The sequence below is a fragment of the Mycobacterium dioxanotrophicus genome (assembly GCF_002157835.1).
GTDB lineage: Bacteria > Actinomycetota > Actinomycetes > Mycobacteriales > Mycobacteriaceae > Mycobacterium > Mycobacterium dioxanotrophicus.
Genome location: NZ_CP020809.1, coordinates 276826 through 289416, shown reverse-complemented (window position 1 = coordinate 289416; position 12591 = coordinate 276826). Strand labels below are relative to the sequence as shown.

Genomic DNA, 12591 nt, shown 5'->3' with positions numbered 1-12591 from the left:
GCCCGGTCTGTGCAAAAATCCCGGCATGGACCTCCCCCGCGGTCGTGACCGCGGTACGGGTGACCGCGCGGCAGAGTCGACGTCCGGCGCGCGCGCCGCCGACGCAACTGAGCTGGCCCGCCGACTCGGCGCGATCGCAGCCGGAGATCGCGATGCCTTCACCGAGTTCTACGACATGACCTGCGCACGGGTTTTCGGTCTGTCCTCCCGGATCCTCCGCAATCCGGCACTGGCCGAGGAGGTCTCCCAAGAGGTTTACCTGCAGGTGTGGACGTCGGCGGCGCGCGAGTACGACCCGGCGCTCGCCAGCCCGATCGGCTGGCTGCTGACTCTGACCCAGCGCCGCAGCGTCGACCGGGTGCGCTCCGAACAGTCGGCCAGCGATCGCAACCACGCGTACGGTGCCAGCCAGTTGGGGCGCGAGCACGACGTCGTCGCCGACGAGGTCGGTCAGAGGTTGGACGAGCAGCAAGTCGTTGACTGCCTCGACACGTTGACCGACACCCAGCGGGAGGCGATCGCGCTGGCCTATTACGGGGGCCACACCTACCGCGAGGTCGCCGAACTCCTCGGCTCCGGGCTCCCCGCCATCAAGACCCGCATCCGCGACGGGCTGATCCGGCTGAAGAACTGTCTGGGGGTGGGTTCCGATGGCTGACAACCACACCGACGACGAACTCCTCGACCTTGCCTACCCGTACGCGCTGGGTGCCGTGTCCGAAGCGGAGCGCGCCGAGATCGCCCACCGACTGGCCACCGCAGGCGCAGCCACGGCCGACGCGTTCGCGCGCATCGTTGCCGACACTCAGGAGACGATGGCGCTGGTCACTGCCGGCGACGCGCTCACGCCACCTGCTCGTCTGCGCGAGTCCTTACTGCGAGCTGTCCAGGAACAACCACAGCGTGGCGGCGGCGACGATCTGGCTCGACACCGTGCGCGCAGACGCCGGTTGGTCGCGCGGGTAGCGGTGGCAGCCGCCGCTGCCGTCGTGATCGCCGTCGCCGGCGTCGTCGTGCTGCGGTCCACCCACGAGCCCACCGGCGTGCCATCGGTCGCTCAGGTCCTCGCTTACCCCGACACCCGCACCACCACAGCCGCGGTCGCAGGCGGCACCATAACTTTGAGCGCCTCGGCTCAGGCCAACGCCGTGGTCGTGTCCATGACGAATGTGCCGCCACCCCCGCAGGGGCACGTGTATCAGATGTGGTTCATCCCCGCGTCCGGGCCATCGAGATCGGCAGGCACCATGAGCGCCGACACCATGCCGCCCCCAGGCGGTGAGGTCATCCCGGCACTGAATTCGGCGGCCGCGGTTGCGGTCACGGTCGAACCCGGCGCCGGATCGACCCAGCCGACAGGCAGCCCGGTCGTCACCATCCCCTTGACCTGATTTCGCGCCGGATGACCCATCCGGGTAGGTGCGCGCGCCGAATCACTGTCGATGACCACCTCTGCTGTAGTTGACGAACTGCTCGACCGGACGATCGCCCTTGGCTATTCACGGGTGGGCATCGGGTTTCGACAGCGGTTCTGGCCAACGCCCGATTCCGATGGCGAGAACCTGGCCGGCGCCACGGTCCTGGTCACGGGTGCCAACTCCGGTATCGGACGGGCGATTGCCGCGGGCCTCGCCGCGCGCGGCGCCACCGTGCTCATGACTGTTCGCGACCGTTCCCGCGGCGAGGCCGCCCGGCGCGACCTCTCGGCAGCCGATCCCGACGCCGACCTGGTCGTCGAACGCTGCGATGTGTCCGCGTTTGCCGATATACGGGCGTTCGCCGCCGACCTGAGCGGCCGCCACAGCCGCATCGACGCGGTGATCCACAACGCGGGTGTGCTGCCCGCGCAGCGGACCGACAGTGCCGACGGGCATGAACTGTGCCTGGCCACCCACGTACTGGGACCGCTGCTGCTGACCGAACTTCTGCTACCTCTGCTGGCCGCCGCACCAGATCCGAGGGTGGTGTTGGTCTCCTCGGGAGGGATGTACACCCAGTCTCTGGATGCCGACGACATCGAGTATCAAACCGGCACCTACCACGGCGCCACCGCATACGCCCGCAGCAAGCGCATCCAGGTCGCCCTGTTGCCGCTGCTGGCCCAACGCTGGGCCGGGCGATCAGTGACGGTCGCCGCAATGCATCCGGGCTGGGCCGACACCCCAGGTCTCACGCAGGCGTTGCCCGGGTTTCGCCGCCTGTTCCGACCGATCCTGCGCACGCCGGAGCAGGCCGCCGACACCGCGGTTTGGCTCACCGCGACGACGCCGACGCCACCCTCGGGACAGTTCTGGCATGACCGCCGCATGCGGCCCATCCACTATCTGCCGACGACCCGCTACACCGAAACCACACTCGAACAGGTGTGGCGGTATTGCGCCGGGGCGATCGGACTCTCGTGAAACAGCGGCATCGGAAGGACTCGCCATGTTGACCCAGATACAGACGGCTGCGACCCGCGTGCTGGAGGTAGCCGGGTCGGCGGTAGGCATCCGGCTCGGTGTCGAGGAGCCGCCGCATACCGCGCGCCCGTTGGTGCCAGGCGTGGAAATCCGGCAGTACGGCCCTCGTATCGCGGCCCAGACACACGTACTCGCGAACGAGGAAGCGGCCCGCAGCGCGGGGTTCCGGCGCCTGGCGCGCTACATATTCGGCGCCAACCAGCAGCGGGAACCGATCGCGATGACCATGCCCGTCGAGCAGCAGGGCAGTGAGCAGCAGAGCTGGGTGATCCGGTTCTACCTTCCGGCCGGGTCCACACTGCAATCGTTGCCCGCCCCTGATGATGAGCGCGTCTCGCTGGTCGAGCTGGCCCCGGAAACCGTTGCGGTGCTGCGCTTCAGCGGTGATCGCGGACCATCGAGAACGGCCGAGAAAACCCGTCAGCTTCGAGAAACCTTGCGAGACTACGGGTTCGCGCCAGTCAGTGAGCCCAGTGCCTGGTTCTACGATCCGCCGTGGACACTGGCGTGCCTGCGACGCAACGAGATCGCGATATCCGTTGAGACGTGAGCGCGGCGGCATCCTCGTTGATGAGGGGATCAGTCGGTGGCGATGCGATGCAGGGTGCGTCGACCCATTTCACTGATCGACGGATTGCTGCGCTCGTAGTACCACACCAGACCCATCGCCTGCTGAAATGCCCACGCTTTTCCGCGTTCCCACTCCAGGTCATCGCAGTTCAGGGTGCCGCGTAGGACGCGTCGTGCCGGCTCGTCGAACAAGTGCCAGGCACACACCAGGTCGAGAGCGGGGTCGGCCGGCCCCAGTCCGCCGACGTCGATGATCCCGACGAGCCGTCGCCTGTGGTCGACCACAACGTTGCCGGGAATGAGGTCGCCGTGTGTCATCGCGTCGGGCGACTCGCGCGGCAAAGACCGCAGTTCAGCCCAGATCCGACGAAACGGTGCGACGTCGAAGAGTCGTTCACTCTCATGAAGGCACCGGTTGATCCACTCGTCGTGCGAGGTCAGGTCACCACCGCGGCCCACTCCGTCGAAGGTCTTGCCGTCGGTGCCGATGGTGCGCACACCGGCGATGAACTCGGCCAGGTCCCGCGCCAGCAGCTGTGAGCGGCCCGGCTCGTCACCGCGGACGACCGAACCGGGCACCCAGGTCTGCACCGACCACGGAAGCGGATAGCCCGCACCGGGCTGCCCGAGTGCGATCGGCTCCGGCGTGCTGAACCGAGTTCGGCCAACGAGCAGCCGAGCCGCCTCGGCTTCGGAGCACCAACGCTGCCGGACCACGGTGGCGTCTTCTGATTCCAGCGGAAATCGAGCGGAGAGCCGCTCACCGATTCGGAACAACGCATTGACGGTGCCCGAGGAAGCGATCTGTTCAATCGGGAGACCGCGCCATTGGGGAAACTGCTCGCCCACCAGAATGCGCACCATGTCCGTGGTGATCGTCAGCTGGTTGGGATGCATGTCCACACCATCAGAATCCGCATTCCAGGCGCCGACCGGCAACTCGTTTTGCGGCCATCGGACAGCAGACCGCCGAGCGCTCACCCCGTGCCGAGCGAATGCAACCGCGCCAGTTCACGATCGAGGCCTCGCGCACCCTTGTCGAGCAGGTCGGCGACTGCGAATCGCAACAGTGGTTCCACCCAGCGCAGCCACCCAGCGAAGGCGAATGCCACCTGGTATGTCACCAAGCATCCGTTCGGCCGGCCAGCGACGGTGATCGTGTCATGGGCGACGACGGAGGCGTTTTCGCCGCGCAGTTCGATGGACTCACCCGGCGTGAGAGCAGTCACCTCGTACACGAGATCGCTCGTGCGCCCCGCGAAGCGGGAAGTGTTGGCGTAGCGAGTTCCTCTGCCGCCGTCACCGGAGAGTCGTTCAGTGCGGACCGTCCCGGGATCCCACTGTTCTGTCGTGGTGAAATCGGCAAGGTAGGCAAAGGCCACCTCCGGCGGGCAGCCGGCGGTCACCTGGCGCTGCATCCTGATCACGTGTGTTCCTCAGCGATGTTCCCGAGTTGATAGCGCAGACACTGCTCGAGAGACGGCCTGCGGAAGCGGTGTCCGGCCTCGAGCAACCGGATCGGCACCACCCGCTGACTTGCCGCGGCCAGCTCACGTGCGCCCTGCTCGCCGAGCAGCAGGGCCGGCCCCAGATCGGGCACCGGCAACACCGCCGGTCGATGCAGAGCGTGCGCCAGGGTGGCGGTGTACTCGGCATTGCGAACCGGTTGCGGCGCAACCGCATTCACCGGACCCGACAGCGCAGGATCGACCAGCGCACGGTGATAGACGTCGACGAGGTCATCGACGTCGATCCACGACAACCACTGCCTGCCACTCCCCAACCGGCCACCCAGACCCGCCGCGAACAACGGACGCATCAACCGCAGCGTTCCGCCGCGCGGGGTCTGCACGATGCCGGTACGCACGTTGACCACCCGCAACCCGGCCGCCGTTGCCGGTGCCGTGGCGGCTTCCCAGTCGGCGACCACATCGGCGAGAAACCCGCCGCCCGGTGTCGCGGCTTCGTCCAGCTCGGCATCACCGCGGTCGTATCCGTAGAAGCCGATCGCCGATGCGCACACGAACGTCGAGGGACCGTTGATCGCGGCCGCCGCGCACTGCGCAAGCCGCCGGGTCGGGTCGATCCGGCTCTCCCGGACTGACCGCTTGTGAGCATCGGTGAACCGGCCGGCGATGGAGCTCCCCGCCAGGTGCACAACGGCATCGACGTCATCGAGCAGATGGGAGTCGGGCGCGTCCGGCTGCCAACGGCGTTCGAAGTCACTGCGGGGTTGGCCGCGGACCAGCCGGATCACCCGGTAACCACCGGTCGACAGAAACGCCGACAGTGCGGTCCCCACCAAGCCGCTCGAACCGGTCACCGCGACAGTGCCCGGCCGCCGGCCGTGTTCATGGGACCACCGGTGGCCGGCCAGGTCTTCGGCAAGCTGGCTGTGCCGGTACAGAAACGTCGGTCGCAGCAAGCTTCCCGGAACAGCGGTGTCGACATGGTCGATCACGCGGGTGCGCCCGGCGTCGACGGCCTCGAAGAGGTGCTCGTGCCGCCACGAGCCGATCAGACTCGCCGGAAGCGACCGCCACCCGTCCCGGGCCAGTGCGTCGACGAACCGCGCCGGCCGGTCATAGGACCCCGGTTGATGCTGCGCAATCCACCGCAGGCCGCCGGGCAAGCCGAGCACTGCCCGGCCGTCGACCAGCGACGTGGCCTCCGACACGACGTTCAACGGCTGCCACGGCGGCATCAGTCGGTGTATCGCGCCGGGGCGCTCATGCCACGCGAACACCTCTTCGCGAGGCGAGTCCACCACGCTGCTGTGCACGATTCCCACGACACCTCCCCAGAGACGGTTGCCTCAGTGGTTCGGAGCCACCCGGCCTGCGGATGGCCGCAACCTCAAAACAGCGTCACGAGTGACCTCTAACCACTCTCCGCATCACCTGCGGCACGGCGATCGGCGAAGATGGCCCGCGCGGCCTCGGCCACGGCACGTGCACGAGCGGTGCTGCGAACCGACTGCAGCCGGGCGAGGACGATGGGCAGCCCAGGGAGGTCGTCGCGGATGGCGACAGTACTCACCGCGCCGCCATCGTAGGTTCCGCGGTGCGCCGGGATCTGGTTGAGGATCGAAAACCCGTGTCCGCGTGCGACCAAACCGCGGACCGCCTCGTAGCTGGCCGAGCGGTACCGAATACGTGGTGTCACACCGGCTTTGGCGAGAAGCGACTCGAAATAGTCACGGCTGTCCGGGAGATCGAGCAAGACCATCGGCTCGTCGGTCAGCTCTGTCAGCCGGATCGATTTCCGTTTGGCCAGCCGGTGTTCGGCCGGCAGCGCCACGTACGGCGCTGCCACACCAAGAGATTCGACGTCCACGCCGGTTCCGAGTGCCAGATCGTAGGTCAGCGCAAGCTCCGCGGTGCCGTTGCGCAGCACGGTGCGGATCGCATCCGCCGACGTCTCGACGACCTCGACCTCCAGCTCGGGATGGCGGGCACCGAGGTCGGACAACAGCCGGGGCAATACGAACGGCGTCAAGGTCACGAAGCACGCCAGCCGGACCGTTCCGTGCACCTGGTCGACCCGGCCGCTGGCGTTGTCGAGCACCTCGTCGAGATGTGCCAGCAGTGCGCGGGTGTCACGCAGCATCTCTTCCCCGGCGGCGGTCAGGGCCAGGCCGCGGGCGCGGTGCCGGATGAACAACTGCGTCCCGATCTGCTGCTCAAGCTGGCTGATCGCGGCCGACACCGCCGACTGCGCGATGTGCAGTTCGTCGGCGGCCTTGGTCATCGACGAATACGTGGCGGCCTTGACGAAGTACCGCAGCTGGGTCAGCGTGACGTCGGGACGTCGGCGCATCCGGGACTCCCTACAGCGTCGTGGGGTTGTCTGACGAGTTTATTCGCGGCGCGCCCGGACCGCGGCGAGACGCCGGGCAAGGTCAGCACGACGAGCGCCGCCGCGATCAGCGCGACACCGACCCAGCCGACGGCGCCGACGGTTTCGTGCAGGATCACCACCGAAAGCACGGTCGCCGCGGCCGGTTCGACGAGAGTGACGGTGGTCGCCGAGGTGGCGCCGACACGCGCCAGCCCATAACTGAAGAGGACGTATCCCAAGAACATCGGCAACACCGCCAGATACGCGATCACAACGATGCCCGGATACGTCACGACGGCGCTGCCCGCGGTCGCCACGAACACCGGCATCAGAAGAATGCCGCCGAGGCCCAAAACCGCTGCGGCCGAAGCCCCGCGGCTTGTCCCGTCGTCCATGAGCCGACGCATGGCCCAGGAGTAGCCGGCGTACGAGCCGCCCGCCGCCAGCCCGAGCACAACGCCCAGCGTCGCCGAGTGCGCGCCGCCCGAGTCGGAATGCCGCGACAGGCTGAGCAACACGCTGCCGCCGATGCCGAACCCGCACGCGAGTGCCCACTGCCTCGTGAGAGCACGCCCGTCACAGAGCCGCTCTATCACCGCTGATGCCAACGGCGCCGACGCCAGCGACACGACACACCCCAACGCGACGCCACCGATGCGCATCGAGCTGTAGAACGCCAACGGATACACGGCGACACACGCGCCCCCGAACGTCACCAGCCGGTACCGCGTCGAAAGCGCTGCGCGGTCCCGATATAGCGCGCGCCGGCTGAAGACGATCTGCAGCAGACCGCCGACGCCCATCGCCGCCGCCCCGACTGTCACGGCGCCGACCGACGGCGCCAGGGCCGACGCCGTACCGGTGGTTCCCCACAGCAACGACGCGACGACGATGGCCACCATCCCGACGGTCCGCGGTGTCACAGGGCTGCCATCAATGCGGCGGCCAAGGCGCGGGCGTGCGCGATCCGGTCCGATCGGCCTTCCAGTCCGGCGCGTGCGATCGATCCCTCCAACAGGAACGACATGTGCTCGGCGACGCCATCTGCGGCATGTTCACCGCAGATGGCGACGAGCTCGCTGCGCAGGATCTGTTCCACTTCCTCCTTGTGGCGGCGCACTGCATCGCGGCCGGGGTCGCCGACGGGCAATTCGGCGGCGGCGTTGAGCAGGCCGCATCCCCGGAAGCCGTGCTCATAGCCCATTTCGGCGTGGTCGGCGTAGGCGTCGAACACGGCCAGCACCTTGTCTTCGGCAGTCACGGCGTGCGCGCGGCGCCGCGCGTACAGGCCGAGCCATTCTGCGTGTCGCTCTTCGAGATAGCTCGCCACCAACTCCGCCTTGGACGCAAAGTTGTTGTAGAGGCTCATTTTTGCCACGCCCGCGTCGGCCGTGACCACGTCGATACCCGTCGCCGCGATGCCGTCGGCGTAGAACCGACGCGCCGCCGCGTCCAGCAGCCGACGCCGCGCTTGCCCACCCGGGCGGCCCCGCTTCGTCATGGCGGACATGCTCTCATTTACTAGGTCGATCTGTCTAGTAAATAAGCGGCGGGCACGCGCGGTCCGTCTCGGCTCAGGTCAAGATGTCGTCCGGCGCTTCGAGTGGCGTCGTGTCCGGGCGTTCGGCGCGCACCGCCCGGGCCCGCAGGTAACCCACCGCGCCGAGGATGCCCAGCACCACCAGAGTGCCCAGCGTGAACTCCTCGAAGGTCAGCTGGCTGACGCCCCACGTCTTCTCGAAGTCGTAATCGATACCGAACAGGCTCTCCAGAGTGCCGGGGAAGACGGCCACCCACGACCCCAGCGCGACCCACAGGAAGCACAACCCGCCCAGGATGCGGAAGCCCGTGTTGCCGGTCGGCACCCGGAACGGCCGTGCCACGTCGGGAAACCGGGTGCGCAGCCGCACCGCGGCCGGAATCGAGATGACGTAGCTGAGCAGGAAGGTCGAGATCGAGATGCTCAGCACCACACCGAAGATCGACGCCGAGGACCCGGTGACCTGCATCGCGACCAGGCAAAACACGGTCGCCACGACACCAGAGAGCAGGTTGACGCGCACGGGCGTGCCCAGCTGCGGGTGGAACCGGCCGAAGAACCCGCCGAAGAACGCGCCGTCGGCCGCGGCCATGGCCTGCATGCGGTCGCTGATGATCATCCAGGCCGAACCCTGGGTCATCAGGATCATCGCGAAGATGACGCCGGTGACCGTGAGCATCGCCGGCGCGGCCGAGCCGTACACACTGAACACCTTCGCGACCGCTTCCATCAACCCACCGATGCCGGTGATGTCGTCTTTCGGCAGCACGACGAGGATGGCGAAGATCGGCAGCAGGTAGGCGGCCGCGGCGATGCCTGCCGACCGGGCGATCGAGATCGGTACGTCCCGGGCGGGGTTCTTCATCTCGCCTGCCGCACTGTTGCCCGATTCGAAACCCAGGTAGGAGAACAGCAGCAGCGGTGTCACGCCGAGCATGCCGGCCACGGTCGGGCTGAAGTCACTGACGGACAGGCCCGCGACGCCGTTCCGCGAGGCGTAGATCGCGGTGGTCACCAAGAAGATGACCAGGAAGGCGATCTTGAGGATGGCGCCGACGTTCGGAATCCACTTGCCGTGTTTGAGACTGATGATCGCGGCGAGCACGGTGAGCCAGATGAACACCAGCTTGAACACGTAGTCGGTGACCGTGCCGTGCTCGAACGGCGTGATATAGGTACTCCAGGTCTCCGAGGCGATGAACGCCATCGAGCCACCGACCCAGACGGGCTGGGTGACCCAGGTCAGCAGCGAGGCGATGGCCGCCACCGGGCGACCGAAAGCCTTGCGGCACCAGACATATACACCGCCCTCACCGGTGAACGCGCCGCCGGTCTCGGCGAACACGAGGCCGTATGGCACCAGGAAGAACACCGCGAGCACCAGGGCCCAGGTGAAGGTTTCCGCGCCGAATCCGGATACCTGTCCGAGCGTCTCGATCGACACCACCGCGGCGACGATCAAGAACACGATGTCGAGCCGGCCCAGCGTCTTCTTGAGGTGCTTGACCTCACGATCAGCCTGGGCGGTCTCCCGATCGCCCGTGGCTGCCAGTCTTGGTTCGGTTTCCACGATCATCCTTCTCTCGATGTGATGGCCCCCACACTGACCCGCGTCCGCGCAGCTGTAAAACATCCTTTTCAGTGAATTTGAATCGGAAATTCCGATGCGATCGTTGGTGGCCTCCCCGGGGCGTCACCGCCCAACGGCGACCGAGTGGCCAGTTATTCGCGTTTTTTCGCTCATTTGCGTGCATAACTGGCCACTCGCGAACCGGGCTCCCCGAACCCCGCTTACGTAACGCCGCGGTGATGTTCGGGCGGATTTCCCGCCACTGCGTTACGCCCGCGGGTCGCGGTCATTGCCAGGTCGTCACCTGGCTTGGAGGGGGCGGGCACACAGCGGACTTCATCGGAAAATCAGATGCAAAACCGCTGAAACCACTAGTTGACCTCGGTTATGCGCGGCACAACGATGGCTAGTACCGGCGTGACCCAGCTCACGGCTCAGCTCCCGTCGCCATCGCGCCGCCTACACGAACTCTAGGAGTAGCTCCATGCGAGACCCCCGGTACGACATCCTGTTCGAGCCCGTACAGATCGGCCCGGTCACCGCGCGCAACCGCTTCTACCAGGTACCTCACTGCAATGGCATGGGCTACCGCGATCCGTCGGGTGAGGCGTACATGCGGCGGATCAAGGCCGAGGGCGGTTGGGCCGTGGTGTGCACCGAGCAGGTCGAGATCCACCCGACCTCCGACATCGGCCCGTTCATCGAACTGCGCCTGTGGGACGACCAGGACCTGCCCGCCGTGGCCCGGATCGCGGAGAAGATTCACGAGGGTGGTGCTCTGGCCGGAATCGAGCTGGCCCACAACGGTCTGAACTCGCCGAACCTGATCAGCCGGGAAGCCCCGCTGGGCCCGCAGAACCTGCCCGTGGTGTCGTGGAATTACGACCCGGTGCAGGCCCGCGAGATGACCAAGTCCGACATCGCCGATATGCGGTACTGGCACCGCGAAGCCGTCCGCCGGTCCCTGCAGGCCGAATACGACATCATCTACGTCTACGCCGGCCACGCCATCGGCGGCCTGCACCACTTCCTGTCCCGGCGCTACAACAACCGCACCGACGAATACGGCGGCAGCATCGAGAACCGGGCCCGCCTGCTGCGCGAGATCCTCGAGGACACCCGCGAGATGTGCGACGGCAAAGCCGCCGTCGCCTGCCGCATCTCGGTCGACGAGCTGCTCGGCGACGAGGGCATCACGCGCGCCGAGATCGAAGATGTCATCGGCATGCTCGGCGAGCACCCCGATCTGTGGGACTTCGTGTTGGGCAGCTGGGAGGACGATTCGGTGACGTCGCGCTTCGGCCCCGAGGCCGAACAGGAGCCCTACGTTCGCGGGCTCAAGGCGTTGACCACCAAACCTGTTGTGGGCATTGGTCGTTTCACCTCACCGGACATGATGGTGCACCAGGTGAAGAGCGGCGTGCTCGACCTGATCGGCGCGGCCCGGCCGTCCATCGCCGACCCGTTCCTGCCCAGCAAGATCGAGTCGGGCAACCTCGAGGACATCCGAGAGTGCATCGGCTGCAACATCTGTGTGTCCGGTGACTTCACCATGTCTCCCATCCGCTGCACCCAGAACCCCACCATGGGTGAGGAATTCCGCCGCGGCTGGCACCCCGAGAAGATCCGGGCCAAGGCCAGCGACGCCACGGTGCTCGTGGTCGGCGCCGGGCCGGCCGGGCTGGAAGCCGCCCGCTCGCTGGGCAACCGCGGCTACACCGTGAGCCTCGCCGAGGCCACCCGAACCCTGGGTGGACGCGTGGCCCGCGAATCCAAGTTGCCGAGCCTGTCCGCCTGGATCCGGGTCGTCGACTACCGCGAAACCCAGATCGCCAAGCTCGACAACGTCGAGGTCTTCATGCAGAGCGAGATGACCGCCGACGACATCATCGACAACGACTTCAACCACGTCGTCGTAGCCACCGGCGCGGGCTGGCGCAGCGACGGGGTCGGCCGCTGGCACACCACCCCGCTCGATATCGCCCAAGGCGCAGATGTTTTGAGCCCAGACGACATCATGGCGGGCACCCGCCCGCGTGGTCGCCGCGTCGTGGTGTTCGACGATGACCACTACTACATGGGCGGCGTGATCGCGGAGCTGCTCGCCAAGGAGGGCCTCGAGGTCATCCTGATCACGCCCGCAGCGCACGTATCGCAGTGGACCACCAATACTTTGGAGGTCGCGCGGATCCGCAAGCGCGTGATCCGGGCCGGCATCGACGTGCGCACCAACACCGCGGTCACCGCCGTAACCGCCGACGGGGTGCGCACCGCGTGTGTCTACACCGGCGACGAGGGCAGCGTGAGTGCCGACTCGGTGGTCATGGTGACCGCGCGGCTCCCCCACGACGGCCTCTACCAGGAGCTGTTGAGCCGCGAAAGCGAATGGGCCGCAGCAGATCTGCGCAGCGTGCGCGCCATCGGCGACGTGTGGGCGCCCGCCACCATCGCCGCTGCCGTCTGGTCGGGACATCGCTATGCCGAAGAACTCGACGAACCGCAATCTCTCGGCCCCGTGCCGTACCTCCGCGAAACGTCCGAACTCGCCACCGAACCTGTCATGTATCTACCGATCACGCCGGTCGTCCCGGCCAACGCATAAGGAGCAA

Annotated in this window: 12 protein-coding genes; 5 read left to right on the top strand and 7 right to left on the bottom strand. The window is 67.2% G+C overall.

All coding sequences use genetic code 11. The features are described 5' to 3' along the window. The first annotated feature begins 25 nt into the window (after positions 1–25). The 4 genes from sigK to BTO20_RS01265 are packed head-to-tail and all read left to right on the top strand — an operon-like array spanning position 26 to position 3012. Positions 26–658 carry an ECF RNA polymerase sigma factor SigK gene (sigK, locus tag BTO20_RS01280; protein WP_083167084.1) on the top strand — a complete coding sequence of 211 codons (633 nt, stop codon included), beginning with the start codon at positions 26–28 and terminating at the stop codon, positions 656–658. Beyond that, the gene (locus BTO20_RS01275) at positions 651–1391 is read left to right on the top strand and encodes an anti-sigma factor (RefSeq protein ID WP_083167082.1); all 741 of its coding nucleotides are present in this window, start codon (positions 651–653) and stop codon (positions 1389–1391) included. Before sigK ends, BTO20_RS01275 begins: the two co-directional genes overlap by 8 nt. Positions 1392–1442: 51 nt before the next feature. Then, on the top strand, positions 1443–2402 hold the full coding sequence (locus BTO20_RS01270; protein WP_087072697.1) for an SDR family NAD(P)-dependent oxidoreductase: 960 nt from the start codon (positions 1443–1445) through the stop codon (positions 2400–2402). Positions 2403–2427: 25 nt separating this feature from the next. Next, a complete protein-coding gene (locus BTO20_RS01265; RefSeq protein WP_087072695.1) occupies positions 2428–3012 on the top strand; it encodes an SOUL family heme-binding protein in 585 nt (194 codons plus the stop codon). Positions 3013–3041: 29 nt separating this feature from the next. On the opposite strand, the gene BTO20_RS01260 is transcribed toward BTO20_RS01265, so the two are convergent. The 7 genes from BTO20_RS01260 to BTO20_RS01230 form a co-directional block, all read right to left on the bottom strand. Further along, positions 3042–3929, bottom strand: a complete 888-nt coding sequence (locus BTO20_RS01260) for an aminoglycoside phosphotransferase family protein (RefSeq protein ID WP_087081430.1) — start codon at positions 3927–3929, stop codon at positions 3042–3044. Between the two features lie 80 nt (positions 3930–4009). After that, positions 4010–4450, bottom strand: a complete 441-nt coding sequence (locus tag BTO20_RS01255) for an SRPBCC family protein (protein ID WP_332460329.1) — start codon at positions 4448–4450, stop codon at positions 4010–4012. Positions 4451–4455: 5 nt separating this feature from the next. Further along, positions 4456–5823: a TIGR01777 family oxidoreductase gene (locus BTO20_RS01250; protein WP_087072691.1), complete on the bottom strand. Its 1368-nt coding sequence runs from the start codon at positions 5821–5823 to the stop codon at positions 4456–4458. An 89-nt stretch (positions 5824–5912) separates the two neighbouring features. After that, positions 5913–6851, bottom strand: a complete 939-nt coding sequence (locus BTO20_RS01245; protein WP_083167068.1) for a LysR family transcriptional regulator — start codon at positions 6849–6851, stop codon at positions 5913–5915. Further along, positions 6824–7795, bottom strand: coding sequence for a DMT family transporter (locus tag BTO20_RS01240; protein WP_232491007.1), 972 nt, complete (start codon positions 7793–7795; stop codon positions 6824–6826). Before BTO20_RS01240 ends, BTO20_RS01245 begins: the two co-directional genes overlap by 28 nt. Beyond that, positions 7792–8373 (bottom strand): TetR/AcrR family transcriptional regulator, encoded by a 582-nt coding sequence (locus BTO20_RS01235; RefSeq protein ID WP_232491006.1) that lies wholly within the window; start codon positions 8371–8373, stop codon positions 7792–7794. Before BTO20_RS01235 ends, BTO20_RS01240 begins: the two co-directional genes overlap by 4 nt. Before the next feature lie 73 nt (positions 8374–8446). Further along, positions 8447–9982: an APC family permease gene (locus BTO20_RS01230; RefSeq protein ID WP_232491005.1), complete on the bottom strand. Its 1536-nt coding sequence runs from the start codon at positions 9980–9982 to the stop codon at positions 8447–8449. Positions 9983–10466: 484 nt separating this feature from the next. Between BTO20_RS01230 and BTO20_RS01225 the strand changes: the two genes are divergently transcribed. Next, the gene (locus tag BTO20_RS01225) at positions 10467–12584 is read left to right on the top strand and encodes an oxidoreductase (RefSeq protein ID WP_087072684.1); all 2118 of its coding nucleotides are present in this window, start codon (positions 10467–10469) and stop codon (positions 12582–12584) included. Positions 12585–12591 lie beyond the last annotated feature (7 nt).

Bases quoted from the DNA above. Each gene is read 5' to 3' on its own strand.
- BTO20_RS01235 (WP_232491006.1), bottom strand. From the start codon at position 8,373: ATGACGAAGCGGGGCCGCCCGGGTGGGCAAGCGCGGCGTCGGCTGCTG.
- BTO20_RS01245 (WP_083167068.1), bottom strand. From the start codon at position 6,851: ATGCGCCGACGTCCCGACGTCACGCTGACCCAGCTGCGGTACTTCGTC.
- BTO20_RS01270 (WP_087072697.1), top strand. From the start codon at position 1,443: ATGACCACCTCTGCTGTAGTTGACGAACTGCTCGACCGGACGATCGCC.
- BTO20_RS01265 (WP_087072695.1), top strand. From the start codon at position 2,428: ATGTTGACCCAGATACAGACGGCTGCGACCCGCGTGCTGGAGGTAGCC.
- BTO20_RS01260 (WP_087081430.1), bottom strand. From the start codon at position 3,929: ATGCATCCCAACCAGCTGACGATCACCACGGACATGGTGCGCATTCTG.
- BTO20_RS01225 (WP_087072684.1), top strand. From the start codon at position 10,467: ATGCGAGACCCCCGGTACGACATCCTGTTCGAGCCCGTACAGATCGGC.
- BTO20_RS01255 (WP_332460329.1), bottom strand. From the start codon at position 4,450: ATGCAGCGCCAGGTGACCGCCGGCTGCCCGCCGGAGGTGGCCTTTGCC.
- sigK (WP_083167084.1), top strand. From the start codon at position 26: ATGGACCTCCCCCGCGGTCGTGACCGCGGTACGGGTGACCGCGCGGCA.
- BTO20_RS01275 (WP_083167082.1), top strand. From the start codon at position 651: ATGGCTGACAACCACACCGACGACGAACTCCTCGACCTTGCCTACCCG.